Source organism: Thiemannella venezuelensis (assembly GCF_014203605.1).
Lineage (GTDB): Bacteria > Actinomycetota > Actinomycetes > Streptosporangiales > Streptosporangiaceae > Planomonospora_A > Planomonospora_A venezuelensis.
The window spans coordinates 116998-138814 of the sequence record NZ_JACHJJ010000018.1 but is presented as its reverse complement, the minus strand read 5'-3'; the positions used below and the strand labels follow the sequence as shown (position 1 = coordinate 138814).

Genomic DNA, 21817 nt, shown 5'->3' with positions numbered 1-21817 from the left:
GATACACAATCGCGGGCATAACCCTCTGGGAGGCGATGTGGCGCTGCGAGTGGTGATCGTTGGGTCGGGCCCCGCCGGGATCTACACGGCCGAAGCCCTGACGAAGCAGGCGCCGGGCCCCGTCGAGGTGGACGTGCTGGAGCGGCTGCCCACGCCCTACGGGCTGGTGCGGTACGGCGTGGCCCCCGACCACACCTCCATCAAGTCGATCGCCGGCTACCTGCGCCGGGTGCTGGAGCTGCCGGGCGTGCGCTTCCTGGGCGGGGTGCGGTTCGGCCGGGACGTCACCGCGGAGGACCTGCTGGCCTGCTACGACGCGGTGGTCTACTGCACCGGCGCGATGGTCGACCGGCGGCTGGGCATCCCCGGCGAGGACCTTCCCGGCAGCGTGGCCGCCACCGACTTCGTGAACTGGTACTGCGGTCACCCCGACGTGCCCGGTGACCGGTTCGTCCTCGACAGCCCCGAGGTCGCGGTGATCGGCGTGGGCAACGTGGCGGTGGACGTGGTGCGCGTCCTGGCCAAGACCGCCGAGGAGCTGCGGGCCACCGACGTGCCCGAGGAGGTCCTGGCGCGGCTGGCCGGCAGCCAGGTGAAGGCCGTCCACATGATCGGCCGCCGCGGGCCCGAGCACGCCAAGTTCACGTTGAAGGAGCTGCGGGAGCTCGGTGAGCTGGCCAACGCCGACGTGTGCGTGCGGCCGGAGGAGGCCCCGGTCTCGGTGGACCCGGCGGACCTGCCCCGGCAGGTCCGGGGGAACGTCGAGGTGATCCGGGCGTGGGCCGCCCGCCCGCCCGCGGGCCGCCCGCGCCGGCTGGACGTGCGCTTCTGGATGCGCCCGGTGGAGATCCTGGGCGACGGGCGCGTGGAGGCGCTGCGGCTGGAGCGGACCCGCCTGGACGGCGGCAGGGTCGTCGGGACCGGCGAGTTCGAGACCCTCCCGGTCGGCATGGTCCTGCGCTCGGTCGGCTACCGGAGCGTCCCCCTGCCGGGGGTGCCCTTCTCCGAGGCCACCATGACCGTGCCCAACGAGGCGGGACGCGTGCGCGAGCGCGAGTACGTGGCGGGCTGGCTCAAACGCGGCCCCACCGGCGTGATCGGCACCAACAAGTCCGACGCCGCCGAGACGGTCCGCACCCTCCTCGCCGACCTCGCCGGCCGCGCGCCCGTACGGCGCGCGGACCCTGACGACCTCCTGGCCGGGCGCGGGATCTCCCCCGTGACCTACCGGCAGTGGCTGGCCATCGAGGCCGCCGAGGCCGAGCTGGCCCGTTCCCTGGACCGCGGCGAGCGGGTGAAGCTCCCCGGGCTCGCCGCCATGATCGACGCCCTCGACCGGCCGGGCTGAGCCGTACCGGGACGGCGCGGCCGGGGACGGGGGCCCGGGCCGGTCGGGCGGAGTCCGCCATCCGACGGACGGAATCGCTAAGGAGTCCGCCGCCCGCGCCGATGGGCGCTACGTGAACGGACCATTGGCTGACGAAGTCCCGGGGCAGGCGTCGAGGACCCCCCTCCCGGGAGACTCTGCGTACGCGGCCCCCGGCGGCCCCGTCGCCAGGGCGGACGCACGCGCCGCGTCCGCCGCGACCCCCAGGACGCCCACGATCGAGGAGATATCGGCCGAGCTCGACGTCCTGGAGAGCATGAGCGGCTACAACATCGAGGCGGCCTACGACCGCGCGGTGGAGCTGGAGCGGATCTCCGAGGGGCTCTGCGAGACCGTGCTGGCGCTGCGGGCCAAGCTCGTCCAGGTCGACGTCCAGATCCGCTGGGGCGAGCTGGCCTCGGTAGTCCCCGTGATGTGGCAGGTCAACGCGTGGGCGGTCGCCAACGGCTGCCGGCCGCTGCTGGCCCGCAGCCACCTGCTGATGGCGCGCGCCTACTGGGAGCTGGCCGACATGGCGTCCGTGCTGGAGCACATGGTGAGCTCCATGGAGGCGCTCGACGAGAGCACTCTGCCCCGTATCCGGCTGACCCACCTGATGAAGCTGGCCGACGCGCTCGACGAGACCGGTTCAGTGGAGGCCTCCCGCGAGCGCTACCGGCAGGCCGAGCGCCTGGCCGCCACGATCGACGTGGAGCGGCACGTCACGGTGCTCAACAACCTCGCCTACGCCGAGTACAAGGCCGGGCGGTACGACGTCGCCTGGGAGGTCGTCGAGCGCCTGCTGGCGATCAGCGAGATGGGCGGATACGAGCCCGACCCGCTCATCATGGACACCGTGTCCCGGGTGCAGATCGCGCTCGGCCACTACCCCGAGGCCGTGATGGCCGCCCAGACCGGCGTCCTGATGCACGAGTCCCAGGAGCTGACGCACGCCACCATCCTCCCGGAGGTGCTGCTCACCCTGGCCCTCGCCCAGCGGCACATGGGCGACACCAAGAACGCCCAGAAGAGCCTCGACCGGAGCCGGATGATCTGCGAGGAGCACGGCTACACCAGGATCCTGGTCCAGGTCCGGCAGGAGCAGGCCGAACTGCACGCCGCGAGCAACGACTACCGCCGGGCCTTCGAGGCGTACAAGGTCTACCACGCCACGGAGAAGGAACTGGTCTCCATCCAGCAGGAGGCCCGGGCCCGGACCCGGCAGGCCATGTTCGAGGCCGCCGAGGCCCGACAGGAGGCCGAGCTCTTCCGTGAGCAGGCCCGCCGCGACCCGCTCACCGGGCTGCGCAACCGCCGCTACGTCGACGAGCACCTGCCCGCCATCCTCACCGATGCCGCCGCGACCGGCGGTTCGGTCACGATCGCGCTCGTCGACCTCGACCACTTCAAGCGGATCAACGACACCTGCTCCCACGACGTGGGCGACCAGGTGCTGGTCGCCATCTCCGGGATGCTCGAGGCCGTCCCGGCCGGCGCCACCCCGGGGTTCGCCGCGCGGATGGGCGGCGAGGAGTTCCTGCTGGTCATGGCGGGGGTGACCCCGACCGAGGCGGTGGCCAGGCTGGAGGACCTGCGGGCCTCCGTCGCCGCCCGCTCCTGGCGGTCGATCACCGGCGACCTGCCCGTCACCGTGAGCATCGGCATCACCGCCTCCCAGGCGGACAGCACCCAGGCCGAGCTGCTCGCCCTCGCCGACGCGAACCTGTACACCGCCAAGCACAAGGGCCGCAACCGCGTCTGCGCCACCTCCGGCGCCACCGGGGCCTCCCTCTTCCCCGCCGTCCCCAGCGACCGGCGCCGGCACCGCGACGCCCCGCCCCCGCCCGCCGCCGGTTGAGACCCGGGCGATCCGGACGGCCCGGGCGACCTCGATCGGGGCGCCCGGGACCGGCCGCGGCGGGCACGCACTAGGGTGCCGTTGACCCGGAACGTCCACGAGGAGCACCACCATGCGCGTCACGCTCGCCGATCCCCTCTCCCTCATCCCGGGCTTCGAGCGGGCCCATCGGGAGCAGTCGGCGAGATATCCGGCGGCGGCGCCCGGCTGGCAGCCGGTGCACACCGTCTACGTGCCGGCCGACCGGTTCGGCGCGCGGACCGTGGCGGAGTGGGGGGAGGCGGCGCTGGAGCTGTTCACCCGGCACCTGCCGGGGCCCGAGCACCTCGCCGAGGTCTTCGGCATCCCGGCGCGCCTGGCCGGCGACGTGCACGCGCGGGTGGCCGCCAAGCTCTTCCGGGAACCGGTCGAGGACCTGCGGATCGACTTCGAGGACGGGTACGGCGTGCGCCCCGCCGAGGAGGACGGCCACGCCGCCGGGGCCGCCGGGGCGGTCGCCGCCCTGCACGCGGCCGGCGCGCTCCCCCGCCGCTGGGGGCTGCGGGTGAAGTCGTTCGCCGACGGCGACCCCGGCCGGAGCCTGCGGACGCTGGACGGGTTCCTCACCGGGGTCGCCGAGCGGGCCGGGGGCCTGCCGGAGGGCTTCACGGTCACCTTCCCCAAGGTGCTGATGAAGGACTACCTGTACCAGTTCGCCGACTGCCTGGCGGCCCTGGAGAAGGGGCTGGGCCTGGCCGAGGGCACGCTCCGGTTCGAGATCCAGGTCGAGGCCACGCAGACCGTGGGGTTCCTCGACACGGGCCTGGCCGCCTCGCTCGGCGGCAGGCTGGCCGCCGCGCACTTCGGCGTCTTCGACTACACCGCGAGCTGCTCGCTCCCCCCGCACGAGCAGCGGCTGGACCACCCGGCCTGCGACCACGCCCGGCACGTCATGCAGACGGCGTTCGCCGGCACCGGCGTGGAGCTGTCGGACGGCTCGCTGGCGGCCTCCCCCGCCTCCGGCGGCAGGGACGACGTGCACGCGCTGTGGGCCCGCCACGCGGAGCTGGTCGGGCACTCGCTCCGGCACGGCTTCTACCAGGGCTGGGACATGCACCCCTCGCACCTCGTCAGCCGCTTCGTCACGGTCTACGCCTTCCACCTGCGCCACCACGCCGAGTTCGGTGAGCGGGTCCGGGCCTGGGAGGAGCAGCGCGAGGCGGGCGGCGGCGTGATGGACGAGCCCGCCACGGTCAAGACGATGGCCGCCGCGCTGCGCCGGGCGGAACTGGCCCTCTGAGGGCCGCCGGACGTCAGCCGTCGATCAGGCTCCGCCAGCGGCGGACCCGCTGGGCGTCGACCGGGCCGGACCAGGACACCCGCACGGCGCTCCCGACGTGGAAGGCCCGCACGCCGTACTCCAGCAGGGACGCGACGTGGGCGGGCCGCAGCCCGCCGCCCGCCATGATCAGAGGACCGTCGCCCGCCTCGCAGCGGGTCTTCAGCACGGGCAGGCCGTCTCCCACGCCGCCGGACGAGCCCGAGGTGAGCACGGTGGCGAGGTTGGGCAGCAGCCGGACGGCGCGCCAGGCCGCCTGGAGGTCCGCCGCGTGGTCCACCGCCCGGTGGAAGGTCCAGGGCAGCGGGGCCACGGCGTGGATCATCGCCTCGGTGGCGGCCAGGTCGACCTTGCCCTCGGCGTCCAGGAAGCCGAACACGAACCCGGCCGCGCCCGCCTCGGCCAGGGCCTTGGCGTCGCGGCGCAGGTTCTCCAGCGACTCGGGCGCGGCCAGGAACGAGGCCTCGCCGCGCAACATCACCATCTGCGGCAGCGCGCACTCCCTGGAGATCGCCGCGACCGTCTCCACCGCCGGGGTGAGCCCGTCGGACATCATGTCGGCGACGATCTCCAGGCGATCGGCGCCGCCTTCCTCGGCCGCGACGGCGTCGCGCACGTCCAGCGCGATCACCTCAAGCAGGGATCCGGTCATGAGGTGAGGCTATCGGATGACTTTGTCCCGAGATTTCCCTGGTGCGGACCGGCTCCGCCGCCCGCCCACCGGCATGCGGCGGTCCGCGAGCGGCGAGGCCGGTCCCACGCGGTCCGCGAACGGCGGGACCGGTCCCGCAGAACCGCCGCGCAGGCCCCCGGCCCGCTGGAACAGGGCGCCGGAGGCGCGGTGCGGGAGATCGACCGTGCGCAGATGGGCGAAGCCCTGCCGCCGGTAGTAGCCCTGCAGCCCCGGATTGTCCTTGGCGCAGTCCAGCCGGAGCCACCTCCTGCCCGCGGCGAGCACGCGCAGGCCCGCCCAGTCGAGCAGCGCCTCTCCCAGTCCGCGGCCTGAGTGACCGCGGGCCACCGCGAGCTTGTGGACGTAGAGGGCGGAGCCGGGGCCGTCCTCCGCGGTCCAGAACTCGGGGTCGGCGTGGCCGTCCAGGGCGACGGTCGCGGCCGGGCCGCCCTCGCCGTCCACCAGGTACATGGCGCCCTCCTCGATCAGCGGGGCGATGCGTCCGGCGGGGAAGCCCCCGGCCGGCCACTGGCGCACGCCCCGGGCGTCGAGCCAGGCGGCGGTCTCGGCGAGCAGCGCGAGCACGGCGGGGAGGTCGCCGCCGGTCGCCCTGCGCAGGGTCAGCCGGCGTGGCGCGGCGAGGTCGACGGTGTTCGAGTGCATGGTTCATCCCTTCGTTGCGATGGGTGTGCAAGATGACACGGAGAGTGGCCGGATGATGGCGCACGGCATCCATGCCGGGCGGGAGAGGCCGCTAGGGGCCCGAGGCGAAGCGGAGGAAGAGACCGCGCCGGTCCGCACGGCGGGCGCGGCCCGGCACCCGCCCGCGGCGCGGACGGGGTGAAGGCCGCCCGGTCAGGGCGGCCACGGGGACCTCAACGGTTTTCCAGCTCGTATCTGATCAGGTGCTTGTCGGCGGGGAGGACGGAGACCGCGACGCGCACGGGAACGCCCTCCCGGTCGTAGCCGACCCTGACGTAGACGACGACCGGCGTGCCCAGCTGGAGCTGGAGGCGCTCGGTCTCCGAGCTGGTGGGCATCCGCGCCCAGATGTCGTCCACCACCCTGACCTGGGGGTGGCCGAGCTCCTCCAGCACCCGGTTGGCCCCGCGCGCGATGTCGCCCGGGCGGGCGATCTCGGAGCCCGAGACGAGCGCGAGCGGGAAGTAGGAGTCGTTGGTGTTGTACGGCTGGCCGTCCACGAACCGCAGCCTGCGGCGGACCACGGCGAGCTCCTCGTCGGGCAACTCCAGCCGGCTGGCGATCTCCTCCGCCGGGTGCACGATCGAGACCTCGATGTCCTGGCTCGGCTCGCGCCCTTCCTGGGAGACCGCCCAGGCGAAGGCCTCGCGGGTCTCCCCCGGCCTCGGCTGGAGCTCGCGCTGCGGGTGGATGAGCAGCGGGCGGCGCTCGCGCACCACGGTCCCCCGGCGGGGGGTACGGGTCACCAGGCCCTCGTTGACCAGCTCGCCGAGGGCCAGCCGGACGGTGTTGCGGCTCACCTGGTGGGCCGTCATGAGCTCCGCCTCGGTCGGCAGCTGGTCCCCCGGCCCGAGCACGCCGGAGTAGATGGTCCTCCTGAGTTCGGAGGCCACCAATTGGTACAGCGTTGACCGTGCCATAGATCCCCTTTGTTCCAACAAAACTAGACGATCTGGTTCTAGGGGGAAACAGCCCCTTGACCCAGCCCTCGGAGGGCCGCATTATCCAATCGTTGGTACAAATCCACCGAAAGGTCGGCAGGGGGTGAATGCCGGTGCTGTCGGCCCGCGCGGGTACTCCGTACCTGCCCTGGCGCGATCCCCGCGAGGCGACGCGTTTACTGCGCTACGCGTTGCACCGTCTGGGGTTCACCCACACCTACCAGAGCAATGGGAACGGGATGTCCGTGCTTTCGGTGCTGGCGGATCTGACCGTGTGGTGCAAGAACGGATCGTTCGTATGGCATGAGGACGGGCGCGAGGTCTCGCATCCGGCGGACGACCCGGTCGGAGCCGCACGGTTGATCTCCCGGCACTACCGGCGGCCGGCCCCCGAGGACGAGGCGGCGGACGACGACGACGGCGTGCACGGCACGGCGGACGACGTCGTGCACCGCCCGGCGGACCTCGCCGCGGCCGCGGGCCTCATCCCCACCGACTCCCTGCGCGAGTGACCGGCCCGAGGACCCCATCCCTCGCCGGGGTCCTCTCGCCGCCGTGCAGGGGCGGAACGCGTCCTGGCGGGTCCCCCACGCCCGCCAGGGCGCGCTTTCGCGTCCCTCGCCGTGCCCGCGGTCTTCTCTCCGGCACGGGTCCATGACCATAATGGGCGGTCCAGACGGCTGTCTCACCGGAGACGGGGGCGTTCGAATGGCACGCGCCGCACCCTTGACCCCGGACGACCCGCACGAGCTGGCGGGATACCGGATCACCGGAAGGTTCGACGACGTGCGCCCGGAGGGCGCCTATCTCGCGGAGGATCCCTCCGGAGCGCAGGTGACGATCAGGCTGCTGCCTCCCGGCGCGGACCCCGAGCGCTTCCTGCGGGCCGTGGAGCCGCTGCGCGGGGTCTCGGCCTCCGGCGTGGCGCAGGTGCTCGGCGGCGGGCTGCACGGCGACCGCCCCTACCTCGTCAGCGAGCACGTCGAGGGGGCGACGCTGGCCGAGTCGGTCGCGGCGGACGGCACGCCGCGCGGCGCGGCCCTGGACCGCCTCGCCATCGGCACCATGGCCGCGCTGGCCGCCGTCCACCGGGCCGGCGCCGTCCACGGCGACGTCCGGCCGGAGACGGTCGTCCTGGGCCCCGACGGCCCCATCGTCGTGGACTTCGGGCTCGTCCAGGCGCTGGGGACCGTGGATTCGGGGCCGACCAGGTCCGTCGGCCTGCCCGCCTACCAGGCGCCCGAGCAGCTGGACGGCTCCCCGCCCGGCCCTCCGGCCGACGTGTTCGCCTGGGCGGCCACCATGGTCTTCGCCGCGACCGGCACCGCCCCGTTCGCGGGCGGCACGGTCGCCGCGACGATCAACCGGGTGCTGCGCGACGAGCCGGACCTGGCCGACATTCCCGGGGAGCTGGGCGCCGTGCTGTCCGACTGCCTGGCCAAGGATCCGGCGGTCCGGCCCGCCGCGAACGCCGTCCTGCTCCGGCTGATCGGCGAGTCGTCGCTACTGGAGGCCGCCACCGCCATCGCCACGGGACAGGTCGCCGCGCCGCCCACCCGGTCGCCGGGCATGCGCGCCGGGCGCGTCCTGTTGCTGGCCGGGGCCTTCCTCGCGGTGGCGGCGGCCTCCGGCGCCGCGGTGTACCTGACCGCGCCGCCACCCGGGCCGCGCGCCGCCGTGGCGCCCCCCTCCCCCGGCGGCTCGCTCGCCCCCGCGCTCAGCGCGAGTCCGGGCGTGACCACGACCGCGCGGCCGACCGCCGCGGTGTGGGAGAAGGTCGAGAAGCCGAACTCGGAGGTCAAGCTCGACGGCACCTCGATCACCGTCCACGAGCACCCGTCGGACCCCGTCAAGATCGTCTCTTATCTGCTGACCAAGCGACCGTTCACGTCCTATCTGCGGGAGCGGTCCGGGACCTTCCGCAAGCTCGCCCCGGGGGACGAGGTCGTGCCCTCCCCGGACGGCACGCTGGTGGCGCTGCACCCGTGGCTCAAGTTTCTCGACTCCGACCACGACCAGGTGAAGCTGAGCAGGCCGTCCACCGGAGAGCAGTTCACGGTGACCACGGTCAAGCAGCCCCTGCAGACGATAGCGCCGGTCTGGTCACGCGACGGCTCCCGGCTACTGCTGTCGATCCTCGACCGCGACAAGGAGCTGATCAGCGGTTTCGTGCTCATCGATCCGGCCTCCCGCACCGCCACCGCCGTGGAGACCGAGTACATCGACGACATATCTCGGCCGTTCGCATTCATGCCCGACGGCCGGATCGCCCGCGGGTTCTCGGACGGCAAGCGGATCGGGGTCAACGTCTACGACACGACCGGGCGAGTGGTCAGGTCGATGCACTGGGTGGGCAATCCGCTCAGCACCACCTGGTTCTCCCCCTCGGGCGCCGTGTTCGCCACCATCTGCCCGAAGAACGACGGCACCTTCTGCGTCTGGAACACCAAGACGGGTGACAGGCGGGCGACCGTCCCGGCGGCCTCCGGGGCGCACTGGGCCGGCTGGTTCAACGAGCAGCACGTCATCCTGCAGGTTCCGCACAAGAAGGGCACCCGCTTCCAGATCGTCGACCTCACCGGGACCGTCGTGCGCGTGCTGGCCGACGTGCCGGACGGGAACGAGGCGTTCCTCCGGTTCGACCGGGTCACCCCGCGCTGATGCCCCCCACCGCCTCCCTCCTCCCCGAAGACCCCGAACTGCTCGCCGGCTACCGCCTGCTCGGCAGGCTCGGCACGGGCGGCCAGGGCGTGGTGTACCTCGCGGAGCCGGCCGGCGGCGGGCGCGTCGCGGTCAAGGTGCTGCACCGGGCTTCGGCGGACGGCACGGGCCCGTTCCTCGCCGAGACCGAGCTGGTCCGCAGGGTCCGGCCGTTCTGCACCGCCCAGGTGATCGACTCGGGCCTGGCCGGCGGGCGGCCGTACATCGTCAGCGAGTACGTCGAGGGGCCGAACCTGGCCCAGGTGATCGAGGGGCGCGGTGCGTTGCGCGGCCCCGAGCTGGGCCGGCTGGCCCTCGGCACGATGACCGCGCTGGCCGCCGTCCACCAGGCCGGGGTGGTGCACCGCGACTTCAAGCCGGCCAACGTGCTGCTCGGCCGGGACGGGCCGCGGGTGATCGACTTCGGGATCGCGCAGGTCCTGGACGTCACCGCCGGCACCGCCGACCTGGTCGGCACACCGCCCTACATGGCGCCGGAGCAGTTCAGCGGGGAGCACGCGGGGCCGCCGGCGGACATGTTCGCCTGGGCCTCCACCATCGTCTGCGCCGCCACCGGCAGGCCGCCGTTCGGCACCGAGCCGATGCCCGTGGTGATCAACCGGATCCTGAACGGGGAGCCGGACCTGGGCGGAGCGGTGGAGCTGGACGGCGAGCTCCGCGAGCTGGTGGCCGCCTGCCTGGACAAGGACCCCGCGCGGCGGCCCACCGCGCCACAGGCCCTGATGCGCCTGCTCGGCGGCGAGGTGCCCGCGCGGGAGATCCTCCCCGAGGGCAGCCGCCGGGCCGCGCCGCCTCCCGCCGGGCGTCCGCGCCGGGTCGTGACGGCGGTCTCCGCGGCGGGCGTACTGGCCGTCGCGGGACTGCTCGCGGGCGGGCTGCTGGCCCCCCGGCTCCTGTCCTCGGGTGACCCGGCCCCCTCCCCCTCCCTCTCGGGCTCCGCGCCGGTCCCGGCCGTCCAGCCGACCATGGCGGCCGCCTCCACCACCGAGACCGCCCTCCCCGGCTCCGATCTGACCCTGCGCGAGAACCCCGCCGACGAGGTCTGGGTCTCCGCCTTCCAGGACTGGCGCAAGCACGGCGCGCCCGGCTTCCTTCGGGACCCCCGCTCGGGCGCCTTCACGGCCGACGGGAACCTGAAGACGACGGTGGTGTCCCCGGGCGGGCGCTTCGTCGCCTCGCTGGCGGCCAGCCGCCTGTACGCACCCGACTACGACCGCATCCGCATCACGGACCGCGCCTCGGGCGCCGCCTACGACATCCGCACCGTGGACCGGCCGCTGATCACCGACAACCCCTCCTGGTCCGGCGGCGGCGCCGCCGGAATCCTGCTCACCGTCTACGAGGACCTCGAGGACGACCGGCCGAGCGTGGGCTTCGCGGTGGTGGACCCGGCGGCGCGCACCGCGCGGATCACCAGGATGCCCGCGACCGGTCACCACCCCTACGTCTGGGGTCCCGAACCCGGAACCGTGATGCACCGGGGACCCGGCGGCGCGGTCCTGGTGTACGGGCTGGACGGCTCACTGCGGCGGACCATCCCCGGCGTGGGCGACCTGTCCGGCGGGGGGGCCGTCACCACGCCCGGGGGCGGCCTGTTCCTGACCGCCTGCCCGGACGGGCCCGCGGCCACGTGCGTCTGGGACTACCGATCGGGTACGCGCAGGGCCCGGCTGCCGACCGGTGAGCGGATCACCGTGCACGGCTGGCTGAGCACCGAACACCTGCTGGCCACCCGGAAGGGGAAGAAGGTCTCCGAGATCGTCATGCTCGACCTGACGGGGAGGGCCGTCCGCGTCCTCGCCGACGGGCCCGCCGCCGAACTCGACAAGATCACGCTGTGGTACACGCCCAAGTAGGGCGCCGGGCCCGGGACCGGTGAGCCGGCCGCCGTTCACGGCGCTCCGGCCCGGGGACCGCGTGCTCAGCCCGCCGGGCCCCAGTCGACCAGGGTGAGCCCGTCGTCCACGGCGGTGAGGACCGCCTCGACGCGCTGCCCGGCCCACGGCGGCTCCGCCCCGCGCCAGTTGCCGTACATCACGCACTCGGGCGCCTCGGCCAGCCGTACCATCACCACCACGTACGGCTCCCGCACGCCGGGCAGGAACGGCTGGTGGCTGACGATCCAGCTCTCGACCCGCCCGGCGGGCTCGACCGGCCGCCAGCTCCACTCCGCAGTGCGGCAGCGGTGGCAGTAGGCGCGGGCCGGGAAGCGCAGCGTCCCGCAGGAGTCGCACCGCTGGACGGCGAGCTCCCCCGCGCGGACCCGCTCCCACCACTGCGCCGAGTCCCGGTCGGTCACCGGGCGGATCGCCTCCGCGGACACCGGCTCACCCCTTCCTGAGGATCAGCGCCGAGGTGGCGGGCAGGATGTAGCCGGGCTGGGCGGTGGACAGGGCGACCTCGGCGCCGTCCACCTGCCGGTCGCCCGCCTCGCCGCGGAGCTGGGAGACGGCCTCGGCGACGTGGTTGATACCGTGCACGTACCCCTCGGAGAGGAACCCGCCGTGCGTGTTGACCGGGATCCCCTCGCCGGAGGCGGCGTACGGCCCGCCCTCGCCCTTGGCGCAGAAGCCGTAGTCCTCCAGTTGCACGACCACCGAGTAGGTGAAGCAGTCGTAGAGCTGGGCCACGTCGATCTCGGCGGGCCCGACGCCCGCCTGCCGGTAGAGCCGGGGGGCCAGCTCGGCGGCGGCGGTCACCGTGGGGTCGGGCGGCCCGCCGGACAGGAACGAGTCGCCGCCGCCCCAGGCCGCCGCGGAGATCAGCACCGGCGGGCGGCGCAGGTCGCGGGCCCGCTCGGCGGTGGTGATCACCAGGGCGCAGGCGCCGTCGGTCTCCAGGCAGCAGTCGAGGAGCCGGAACGGCTCGGCGATCCAGCGGCTGGCGAGGTAGTCGTCGAGGGTGATCGGGTCGCGCATCAGCGCGCGGGGGTTCTTCGCCGCACTCGCGCGCTGCCGTACGGCGACCTGCCCGAAATGTTCTTCTTTTGTGCCATATTTCAGCATGTGAGTGCGGGCGACCATGGCGAACTGCTGCGGCGGCGCGACGTACCCGTACGGCGCCTGGTACTGCACCTCGGGGCTGACCGGCAGGGCGCGGCCGGTCCCGCCCATCCGGAACTCAGAGCGCGCGTTGATCGCCCGGTAGCAGACGACCGTCTCGGCGACCCCGGCCGCGACCGCGAGCGCGGCCTGCCCGATCACGGCGTGCGAGACGCTGCCGCCGCCGAACTGGTCCAGGTGCCAGGAGGGCCGGTGGACGCCGAGCGCCGGGCCGACCAGGGAGGGGGCCGCGGAGTCGCCGACCCGGTGGGTGGCCAGGCCGTCCACGTCGCCGGCGGTCAGGCCGGCGTCCTCCAGGGCGGCCAGGATCGCCTCGCAGGCCAGGGTCAGCGTGCTCACCCCGGAGTTCTTGGAGAAGCGCGTATACCCGACGCCGGCGACGGCCGTACGGTCCCGGAATCCCGCCACGCGCGATCCCTCCTTTTCCAAGCAAGCGCTTGGCCAGAGGCTAGGCCGGGCCGCTCCCGGGTGTCAACGGCGGGCCGCCGCACCCCGAGGCGTCCCGCCGGATCGGCGGCCCGGGCGGGTGCGGGACTTTTTCCGGCACTCCCCTACCATCCAAGCAAGCGCTTGGTAATATAGGAGCGACGGCGGGCCGGCAGGCCCGCCGCCGCCATCCCCTCGGGGCCGATCGGGCGCGATCAAGGAGGCGAGTCCGACCATGAGCACCCACACGACGCGGCTGCTGGAGCAGGACGGCCACCCCCGCGCCCACCCGCACGGGCACGGGATCACCGCCAACGGAGCCGCCATGCGCAACGGCCTTCTCCCGGGCCAGTCCGACGGATCCGGCGATCGGTCCGGCGGGCCGGGCGAGCAGCCCGGCGGCCGCCCCCTGCCCGTGGACGGCAAGCGGTTCCGGTCCGTGCTCGGCCACTTCGCCACAGGCGTCGTGGCCATCACCGCGATCGACCCCGACACCGGTGAGCCGTGCGGCCTGGCCGCCAACTCCTTCACCTCGGTCTCGCTCGACCCGCCGCTCGTGGCGTTCTGCGTGGCGCACACCAGCACGAGCTGGCCCCGCGTGCGCGCCGCCAAGACCTGCACGGTCAACGTGCTGGCCGAGCACCAGCAGCCGGTCTGCGCGGCACTCGCGAGCAAAGGCGGCGACAAGTTCGCCGGCCTGGACTGGACCGAGTCCCCCAGCGGCAACCCGGTGATCGGCGACGCGCTGGCCTGGATCGACTGCTCCGTCGAGGCGGAGTACCCGGCCGGCGACCACGTCATCGTCGTCGCCCGCGTCCACCAGCTCGACACCTGCGGTGACAGCGGCCCGCTGCTGTTCTTCCGCGGCGGCTACGGCCGGTTCCACGCTTGACCGCCCCCGTGACCGGAGCCGGGGATCCCCACGCCGGAGGTATTCGATGACGGCCTTCCGCGACGAGGTCCGCGCCTGGCTGGAGGAGCACCTGAGCGGCGGGTTCGCCCACGCCCGCGGGCTGGGCGGACCCGGCCGCGAGCACGAGGGCCACGAGGTGCGCCTGGCCTGGGAGCGGCTGCTCGGCGCGGCCGGGTGGACCTGCCTGGGCTGGCCCAAGGAGTACGGCGGGCGGGACGCCTCCCTGGCCGACCAGGTCGTCTTCCACGAGGAGTACGCCCGGGCCGCCGCCCCGGCCAGGGTCGGGCACATCGGCGAGGGCCTCATCGGCCCGACCATCCTCGAGTTCGGCACCGAGGAGCAGAAGCGGCGCTTCCTCCCGCCGATCCAGCGCGGCGAGGAGCTGTGGTGCCAGGGCTACTCCGAGCCGGAGGCCGGCTCCGACCTGGCCGGCGTGCAGACCCGGGCCCGGCTGGAGGACGGCGAGTGGGTGATCACCGGCCAGAAGGTGTGGACCTCGCTGGCCCACGTCGCCGACTGGTGCTTCGTCCTGGCCCGCACCGAACCCGGCTCGCAGCGCCACAGGGGCCTGTCGTACCTGCTGGTCCCGATGGACCGGCCCGGCGTCGAGGTCCGGCCCATCGTCCAGCTCACCGGGACCAGCGAGTTCAACGAGGTCTTCTTCGACGGCGCCCGCACGGCCGCCGCCAACATCCTGGGTGCGCCCGGTGAGGGCTGGCGGGTGGCGATGGCCACCCTCGGCTACGAGCGCGGCGCCTCCACGCTCGGCCAGCAGATCGGCTTCCAGCGGGAGTTCGAGCAGGTGGTGGCGGTCGCGAAACGCACCGGCGCGGCCGAGGACCCGATCATCCGCGACCGGCTGGTCCGGTCCTGGCTGGAGTTGCGGATCATGCGTCTGAACGCGCTGCGCACGATGACCTCCCTGTCCGCCGGGGAGCCGGGCCCGGAGGTCTCGATCGCCAAGCTCTACTGGTCGGAGTGGCACCGGAGGCTGGGCGAGCTGGCGCAGGCCGTCCAGGGCAGGGCCGGGCTGGTCGCCGACGGCCCGCCGTACGACCTGAACGACCTGCAGCGGCTCTACCTGTTCAGCCGGGCCGACACCATCTACGCGGGTTCCAGCGAGATCCAGCGCAACATCATCGCCGAACGCACCCTCGGCCTCCCCAGAGGCTGAGCACCCCGCGCCGGGTCCGCCCCCAGGCGTCGGACGCGCCGCGTTTCACGCCCGACAGCCCGCCGCAGACCGGGGCCGCCGACAGCCGGCCTACCCTCCAGAAGGGGAGCTCGGCAGCACGAAGAGAGGGATCGACCCGCGCCGACCCCTCGACCGCGAGGCCGCACCGGCGGCGTTCGACCGCTTCCAGGCCGATAAGGTGCCGATCGCCCACCAGCTCGATTTTCTCCGGTTGCCGGTGGACTTCCTCACCGGGAACGACACGATGGATGTCATCCGCCTTTACCGGTCGCCGTTCGACTCGCTCACGCCCGGAGGATTGGAGGACATTTTTCCCGAATCCGACGCCGACAGCGTGGTCACCACGCTGGAGGGCATCCACTCAGCAGCGATTCCCGCAGTCTACACCGCTTATCGGGCATCCAGGACAGGAAGATTCCACTTCTCTCCCTCACCGATCGAAACCGTCTTACATTCCCGACCCAGGTGGACTACTCTCCTTCAGGCCCATGAATTCCAAAAACGCGTGGGCATACCGGGCAGTACCTTCGGAGGGGCGTGTGGAGCTCTGGGAGCGTTCGTCGATCCGGTTCATGCTCAACGCCAAGCTCGACGAGCTCCACGGTGAAGGGTTCGAGGATTTCTTCCACGGAGTCATGTGTGCTCGAGACCCGAATTTCCTCGATGTCCGGACCGCTGGGCGCCTCGGCGACCAGGGAGCCGATGGACTACTCCTAAGCAGCAAGAAGCTGTACGCCTGCTATGCACCCCAGACAGCTGTTTCCACCAGCATTGCAGCGAAGTTCCGGGATGACCTGACCAAAGCAATCAAAAAGCGCAAGGACGAGTTCAACACCTTTGTCTTTGTGCACAACGACCGCAGGGGCATTCACCCCGAGGTGGCATCGCTGATCGCGACCGCCCGCAACGATCATCCCGAACTGTCTTTCGAGAACTTCGGGCGGCGCCACTTCTATACCGAGTTCTGCCGGATGGAGAGATGGCAGGTCGAGGACTTCCTGGGCCCGTTCCCCGCCGAACCGGTGGCCGTCGGCGTCGTGCTCGACGATCTGATTCCGCTCCTTGACCACCTCGCCGTACACCGCCGCCCTCTGCAGGCGCTACCGGCCGTCCCCAGACCACCGCTGACGAAGATGGACTACAACGGGTTCTCATGGGACGTCCGACATCGCATGACACTCGCTCTGCCGTACGTCAACCACGTCGAGGAGTACTACCGCGGCCGATACGACCCCAACGAACGGGACGAGGTCGCGGAGGGCTTCCGCGCACACTATGAGATGATCGCCGAGACGTGCGACGACTCCGACGACATCCTCTGGCACCTTGAACGGCACATTCTCGGCAATGCCTCGCAACGATCACCCATGGAGCTGAACGCGCTCGTTGTCCTGATGTACTTCTTCGGCGAGTGTGAGATCTTCAAAGTGCCGCCCGTGGGCTGGGTTCCCGAGACCGAGATGGGAGTGGCCACGTGATCGTGCCGACGAAGGGAGTCGCCCCTCAGCGCGCCCTGCTCGCAGTGGGGGCACAGATCGTGCTGGCCACGGAACGGCAACCGGTGACCGTCACCCAGGCATGGCGCCGCCTGCTGAGGTGGAGGGAGAAGAACAACCATCGCGCACCGCTGACGTTCTGGTGGTTCGCTCTCGCACTCGACCTCCTCTACGCCATGGACTTGGTCGATATCGACCAAGATGTGCTGATCTTCCGGGCTCGTGACGATGCTGCGTAGACTCACTTCCGACGACGACAGGTTCCGGACGATCCGTTTCGGGCCAGGGCTGAACATTCTGGTCACCGAACGCACGGACACCTCCGCTGACACGGACAGCCGAAACGGCGCCGGCAAGTCGAGCATGGTCGAGCTGCTGCATTTCCTGCTGGGTGCTCGTAATGAGACCAGGGCGATCTGGGCGCACAAAGCACTTCGCTGGCACGTCTTCAAGTTGGAGCTGGACTGGCCCAGGCCGGGGTCGGACCAACACAACTGGGCGGAGCCTCTAGTGGTGCGGCGACAACCTGCCCGGCCCAGCAACGTCAGGCTCGATCCGGATATCACCCAGACAACGACCAAGGCCTTGTTCGAGCATGTCGCTGAAGTGCCCCTGAAAGACTGGCAGTGGGCGATCGAGCGAGACCTCTACGGAGTCATCGGAGCCGGATCGGAGGTCAGCGGACGGACACTGTTGTCCTTCGCGATTCGCCGCACCAACTCTGGCGGCTTCCTCGATCCCACCAAAACGTTTGCTCAGCAGTCTCCACACGATGCGATGGTCAACCTGTGCCATCTCTTCGGACTGGATGTCGGCCTGGCCGCTCAGTACCGCCTCCTATCCAATCAGGAAGCCACGAGAAAGAAGCTCGTCGAAGCCGCCAAAGATCCCGTCTGGGGGAAAATCGTCGGTCGCTCCGCCGACCTCCGAGGTGAGATCGGTGCCGTAGAGCAGCGGGTCAGTGAGCTTGAACGCCAGATCGCCGGCTTCCAGGTCGTCCCCGAATACGAGAACATCCGCCGAGAAGCCGACGAACTCGACCAGCGGATCCGGGCTCTGCGGTCTGCCGACACCATCGACCGGCGCAACCTTCAGGACATGGAACAGGCCGTTGAGGAGGTCACCGAACCAGACGATCGCTATCTGGAGTCGGCTTACAAGCAGCTGAACCTGGTCCTCGGCCATGAAGTGCGCCGCCGATTTGACGATGTGCGCGCCTTCCATGAGACGGTCGTCCGCAACCGCGAGAAGCAGCTACACGAGGAGATATTCCGGCTCCGGCGGCTCTTGGAGGAACGCGCCCGGACTCGCGAGCAACTCGGCGAACGCCAGGCGGCCCTCCTTCGCACGCTGAACTCGGGTGGCGCACTCGACGCGCTCAACTCCCTGCAATACGCCCTAGCTCGTGAGCAGGCTCATCTCGAGTCTCTCCGTCACCGGTTCCAGGCCGCGCAGGCGCTCGAGGCAAGCCGACGGGAGATCGAGTCGAAACGCCTTGAACTCGAACAGGAGATGGTGACCGACCTCGAAGAACGGGACGCCATCACCTACGAGGCCAGCAGTCTTTTCAATAAATACGCCAGGCAACTGTACGGAGACGGCAAGAACCCCTACCTGACCTTCAACCCGGGCAAGCAGCGGATGCAGATCGAGCCTCGGATCGAAGACGATGGGAGCAGAGGAATCCACAACATGGTGATCTTCTGCTTCGACCTGACCGCTGCCGTCATCGCCCACCGCGCCGGTCGAGGTCCCGACTTCCTCGTCCACGACAGTCACCTCTATGACGGCGTGGACGAACGCCAGGTGGCACGTGCCCTTCGGCTGGCGGCCGAGGTCGCAGAGGAAGAGCAGATGCAGTACATCGCCACCATGAACTCAGACGACCTGAACAAGGCAGTCTCGATGGGATTCGACGCGGATCCTTACATCATCGAGCCCCACCTGAACGATCAACCAGATGGCGGCCTGTTCGGTTTCAGGTTTTAGCAGCCGCAGGCCGTCTCGAATCCGGCGGAGGCCGTACCCGGTTCGGGTTCTACGCCTTCTCCGCACGACGTACTCACCAGCACCGAAAAGCGACCATGCGGGAGAGCCTGCCGGGCAGGCGCCGAAATCACAGGAGCAGCTTGATGAGCAAGGTGTACACCGCGGCGAGCATGTCGCTGGACGGCTTCATCTCCGGACCGGGAGAGACGGGGTTCGAGCATCTGTTCGCGTGGTACGGCAACGGCGACACGGCCGTGCAGACCGCGAACCCGGAGATGACGTTCCACCCCTCCGCGGTGAGCGCCGAGCACGTCCGCAGCCTCTTCGAGGACACCGGGGCGCTGGTCGTCGGGCGCAAGCTGTTCGACCAGACCGGCGGCTGGGGCGGCACCCACCCGATGGACCGGCCCGTGGTCGTGGTCACCCACAATGTGCCGGAGGGCTGGCCGCGCGAGGACGCGCCCTTCACCTTCGTCACCGACGGCATCGAGAGCGCGGTCGAGCGGGCCAAGGCCATCGCCGGCGACCGGGCGGTCGGGGTCAACGGCGGCACCATCGCCCGGCAGTGCCTGGACGCGGGCCTGCTCGACGAGATCTGGATCGAGCTCGTCCCCGTCCTGCTCGGCGGCGGGACCCCCTTCTTCGAGCAGCTGGGAAACGCCCCGGTCGTGCTGGAGGGACCGGTCTCAGTCGTCGAGGGCACCGGCGTCACCCACCTCCGCTACCGCGTCCGGTGAGTCTCCCCGGACCGCCGCCTCTCCGTCTCAGCAGGTGGGTCCGGCTGGCCGATCTCCGGCGGTTTCCCTAGGTTGATCCCATGAGCAGCCACCGGTTCGAGGTCATCTGCGAGGTCGAGCCGCCGACCCGGCCCGACCTGAAACACGTCCGGCACCAGATCGGCACGCTCGGCAAGGTCGCCGACGCCTTCCTGATCCCCGACAACCACATCGGCCGCGCCACGGTCTCCAGCGTCGCGGTCGCCCACGAGGTCGAGGCCATGGGCGGGCGGAGCATCGCCTGCCTCAACTCCCGCGACCGCAACCTGCTGGGGTTCCGCCGGGACCTGCTCACCGCGGCCGCGTACGGGGTCGACCAGTTCCTGTTCGTCTACGGCGACAAGCCCACGGCGGGCGGGCGGACAAGCGAGCTGAACGTCCGCTCGATGATCGAGGAAGTCCGCGCCGCCTCGCAGGATCCCGCGTTCGCCGGGGTCCGGCCCTTCCGCGCCGGGACGGCGGCCGGGCTGCGCCCGCTGCCCGCGTGGAAGCGGGAGGCGGACTTCATGTTCCTCCAGGTCGGCTTCTCCCTGGAGGCGCTGCTGCGGTGGCGGGAGGCCAACCCGGTGGACGTGCCGGTCTACGCCGGGGTGATGGTCATCGCCAGTGAGAACCACGCCCGCCGCCTGGCCGCGGCGATCCCGGACATCGACATCCCCGAGGAGCTGGTGCGGCGGGTGTCCGCCGACCGGAGCGCCGGGGTCGAGGCCGTCTGCGAGCAGGTGCTGAGGATCAGGGAGTCCGGGGCCTTCGACGGGGTCCACCTCGTCCCGGTGACCCGCTACCGCGAGGTCGCGGCCCGGCTGGAGGACCTGCTCCACTGATCGGCCGTCACGGCAGGAGCAGGCCCCAGTAGACGGCCCACGGGAGGAAGACCGCCCCGCCGGTGAGCAGGAGGCCGAGCCGTACCCTCTCGCCGCGCGGAGTGGGGCCGGGGGCGCGCCGCCAGGCCAGCGCGGTGCGGGCCGTCGCGATCACGCAGGCCGCCGCGAGGAGCTGGAGCGCCAGCCAGGGCAGCGGGCGCCCCGCCAGCAGGGGGCCGGGGGCGGCCAGCTTGACGCTGGTCAGCGTCAGGTGGAACAGGTAGGAGAAGCCGCCGAGCACCACCGTGAGCCCGCCCGCGCTGAGCAGCCCGGCGGCCCTGGACACCGGAGCCCGTGAGCGGCCGCGCAGGCGCCGCACCAGCGCGGTCACCGGGTAGGCGGTGAACGCGACCAGGAACAGCGCCAGTGCGGCGACCTGCACCGGCGCCGACTCCCACCAGGCCGGCGGGTCCACCGGCGTGCTCTGCGCGATTTGCACGGGCTCGGGCCCCGACACCTGCGCGGTGGGCGGCCTGCCCGCCGTGACCTCCCCGATCCAGGAACCGACCAGCTCGGCGTAGCCGGGGGTGAGCCCGGGCAGCCGGGTGACGCCTCCGTCGGGGGTCTGGTGGGCGGCGTGGTCGGCGCCGGGGAAGAACCGGAAGGTGTAGTTCCGGTTGCCGCCCTTCTCCAGCGCTCCGGCGATCAGCGGCGGGTTCTCCCGCGGCGGGGTCAGCAGGTCGTGGGTGCCCCAGACGGCGAGCACCGGCTGGTCCACCCCGGCGAGGACCGGCCCGGGGTCGTGGTGGGGCTCGGGGAACAGGCCGCCGTCGGCGATCGCCCGGTAGAGGGTGGGCTCGGTCCGGTCGACCACCGAGCCCGACACCCCGGCCCTGCGCAGTCCTGACGTCACGGCCCAGGCCTGCTGCCGCAGCGGGGTCATCCCGTTGGCGCCCACGATCACGACGAAGGCGACGTCCCTCGACCGGGACGCGGCCAGCGGGGCCACCCAGCCTCCCTCGCTGAGCCCCCAGAGGCCGACCTTCGCCGGGTCGACACCCGGCCGGGCGCGCAGCGCGGCCACGGCACCGAGTGCGTCGCCGGCGAGCTGCGCGTAGGAGCGCCGGAAGCGCGAGTACCCCTCGGACCGCTTGTCGTAGACGAGTACGGCGACGCCTTCGCGGGCGAACGCGACGGCCTCGCCCATCAGCTTCGTCCGCGGGGTGGCGTCGCCGGCGCCGTGCACCAGGACGAGACCCGGACGCGCGGGCGCCGGGGCCGCGGGGGCCAGCACCGTTCCGTGCATGGTCCGCCCTCCGTCTCCGCGGAAGCTCACCTCGGTGGCGGTCAGGTCGGCCGGCACGGCGGGCGGGGACGCGGCGGAGGGGGCCGCAGGGGACGACCGCGTGCCGGACGGCGGCGCGGCGGGCGGAGAGGCGGTGGCCGCGGCCGCCGGAGCGGCGAGGAGGAGGCAGAGGGCGGCGGTCGCCGCCGGGAGGGTTCGTCTCATATGCCGAATGTAGTCTGCAGAGAGTTCTCGGCAAACAGATGTCTGCAGATATCCTTCTGTGGAACTAG

At 71.9% G+C, this 21817-nt stretch carries 19 protein-coding genes; 13 read left to right on the top strand and 6 right to left on the bottom strand.

What is annotated here, in order from left to right; genetic code table 11:
* Positions 1 to 37: 37 nt before the first annotated feature.
* The 3 genes from FHS22_RS24585 to FHS22_RS24575 all read left to right on the top strand — a co-directional run bounded on the left by FHS22_RS24585 (position 38) and on the right by FHS22_RS24575 (position 4503).
* Positions 38 to 1348 carry an FAD-dependent oxidoreductase gene (locus FHS22_RS24585; protein ID WP_184945256.1) on the top strand — a complete coding sequence of 437 codons (1311 nt, stop codon included), beginning with the start codon at positions 38 to 40 and terminating at the stop codon, positions 1346 to 1348.
* A 124-nt stretch (positions 1349 to 1472) separates the two neighbouring features.
* Positions 1473 to 3224: a GGDEF domain-containing protein gene (locus FHS22_RS24580; RefSeq protein ID WP_184945254.1), complete on the top strand. Its 1752-nt coding sequence runs from the start codon at positions 1473 to 1475 to the stop codon at positions 3222 to 3224.
* Between the two features lie 112 nt (positions 3225 to 3336).
* Positions 3337 to 4503, top strand: a complete 1167-nt coding sequence (locus tag FHS22_RS24575) for a DUF6986 family protein (protein ID WP_184945253.1) — start codon at positions 3337 to 3339, stop codon at positions 4501 to 4503.
* Between the two features lie 13 nt (positions 4504 to 4516).
* Here FHS22_RS24575 and FHS22_RS24570 read toward each other — a convergent pair whose 3' ends face one another.
* From FHS22_RS24570 to FHS22_RS24560, 3 genes are all read right to left on the bottom strand, one after another.
* Entirely contained in the window at positions 4517 to 5194 is a 678-nt protein-coding gene (locus FHS22_RS24570; protein ID WP_184945252.1) for a copper homeostasis protein CutC, read from the bottom strand.
* Positions 5195 to 5203: 9 nt separating this feature from the next.
* Positions 5204 to 5878: a GNAT family N-acetyltransferase gene (locus tag FHS22_RS24565; RefSeq protein ID WP_184945251.1), complete on the bottom strand. Its 675-nt coding sequence runs from the start codon at positions 5876 to 5878 to the stop codon at positions 5204 to 5206.
* 212 nt (positions 5879 to 6090) lie between these two features.
* Entirely contained in the window at positions 6091 to 6810 is a 720-nt protein-coding gene (locus FHS22_RS24560; protein WP_338047925.1) for a GntR family transcriptional regulator, read from the bottom strand.
* Between the two features lie 155 nt (positions 6811 to 6965).
* On the opposite strand from FHS22_RS24560, the gene FHS22_RS24555 reads away from it, so the two are divergent.
* The 3 genes from FHS22_RS24555 to FHS22_RS24545 all read left to right on the top strand — a co-directional run bounded on the left by FHS22_RS24555 (position 6966) and on the right by FHS22_RS24545 (position 11435).
* Positions 6966 to 7370, top strand: coding sequence for a hypothetical protein (locus FHS22_RS24555; RefSeq protein WP_184945248.1), 405 nt, complete (start codon positions 6966 to 6968; stop codon positions 7368 to 7370).
* Positions 7371 to 7566: 196 nt separating this feature from the next.
* Positions 7567 to 9519: a serine/threonine-protein kinase gene (locus FHS22_RS24550; protein ID WP_184945245.1), complete on the top strand. Its 1953-nt coding sequence runs from the start codon at positions 7567 to 7569 to the stop codon at positions 9517 to 9519.
* The gene (locus FHS22_RS24545) at positions 9519 to 11435 is read left to right on the top strand and encodes a serine/threonine-protein kinase (protein WP_184945243.1); all 1917 of its coding nucleotides are present in this window, start codon (positions 9519 to 9521) and stop codon (positions 11433 to 11435) included. The genes FHS22_RS24550 and FHS22_RS24545 overlap by 1 nt, the downstream gene beginning before the upstream one ends.
* A 65-nt stretch (positions 11436 to 11500) precedes the next feature.
* Here FHS22_RS24545 and FHS22_RS24540 read toward each other — a convergent pair whose 3' ends face one another.
* Entirely contained in the window at positions 11501 to 11902 is a 402-nt protein-coding gene (locus FHS22_RS24540) for a Zn-ribbon domain-containing OB-fold protein (protein WP_338047919.1), read from the bottom strand.
* 4 nt (positions 11903 to 11906) lie between these two features.
* A complete protein-coding gene (locus tag FHS22_RS24535) occupies positions 11907 to 13049 on the bottom strand; it encodes a thiolase C-terminal domain-containing protein (protein WP_184945241.1) in 1143 nt (380 codons plus the stop codon).
* A 253-nt stretch (positions 13050 to 13302) separates the two neighbouring features.
* On the opposite strand from FHS22_RS24535, the gene FHS22_RS24530 reads away from it, so the two are divergent.
* The 7 genes from FHS22_RS24530 (at position 13303) to FHS22_RS24500 (ending at position 20260) form a co-directional block, all read left to right on the top strand.
* Positions 13303 to 13959 carry a flavin reductase family protein gene (locus FHS22_RS24530; RefSeq protein ID WP_260408232.1) on the top strand — a complete coding sequence of 219 codons (657 nt, stop codon included), beginning with the start codon at positions 13303 to 13305 and terminating at the stop codon, positions 13957 to 13959.
* 46 nt (positions 13960 to 14005) lie between these two features.
* Positions 14006 to 15154, top strand: a complete 1149-nt coding sequence (locus FHS22_RS24525) for an acyl-CoA dehydrogenase family protein (RefSeq protein ID WP_184945240.1) — start codon at positions 14006 to 14008, stop codon at positions 15152 to 15154.
* Between the two features lie 560 nt (positions 15155 to 15714).
* Positions 15715 to 16653, top strand: a complete 939-nt coding sequence (locus tag FHS22_RS24520; RefSeq protein ID WP_338047918.1) for an ABC-three component system protein — start codon at positions 15715 to 15717, stop codon at positions 16651 to 16653.
* Positions 16650 to 16910 carry an ABC-three component system middle component 6 gene (locus tag FHS22_RS24515; RefSeq protein WP_184945238.1) on the top strand — a complete coding sequence of 87 codons (261 nt, stop codon included), beginning with the start codon at positions 16650 to 16652 and terminating at the stop codon, positions 16908 to 16910. The genes FHS22_RS24520 and FHS22_RS24515 overlap by 4 nt, the downstream gene beginning before the upstream one ends.
* The gene (locus FHS22_RS24510; RefSeq protein WP_184945345.1) at positions 16900 to 18660 is read left to right on the top strand and encodes an ABC-three component system protein; all 1761 of its coding nucleotides are present in this window, start codon (positions 16900 to 16902) and stop codon (positions 18658 to 18660) included. The genes FHS22_RS24515 and FHS22_RS24510 overlap by 11 nt, the downstream gene beginning before the upstream one ends.
* 143 nt (positions 18661 to 18803) lie before the next feature.
* Entirely contained in the window at positions 18804 to 19397 is a 594-nt protein-coding gene (locus FHS22_RS24505) for a dihydrofolate reductase family protein (protein ID WP_184945236.1), read from the top strand.
* Positions 19398 to 19477: 80 nt separating this feature from the next.
* Positions 19478 to 20260 (top strand): methylenetetrahydrofolate reductase, encoded by a 783-nt coding sequence (locus FHS22_RS24500; RefSeq protein ID WP_184945234.1) that lies wholly within the window; start codon positions 19478 to 19480, stop codon positions 20258 to 20260.
* A 7-nt stretch (positions 20261 to 20267) separates the two neighbouring features.
* Here the strand turns inward: FHS22_RS24500 and FHS22_RS24495 are convergent, their stop codons facing one another.
* The gene (locus FHS22_RS24495) at positions 20268 to 21749 is read right to left on the bottom strand and encodes an alpha/beta hydrolase family protein (RefSeq protein WP_184945232.1); all 1482 of its coding nucleotides are present in this window, start codon (positions 21747 to 21749) and stop codon (positions 20268 to 20270) included.
* Positions 21750 to 21817: the final 68 nt, after the last annotated feature.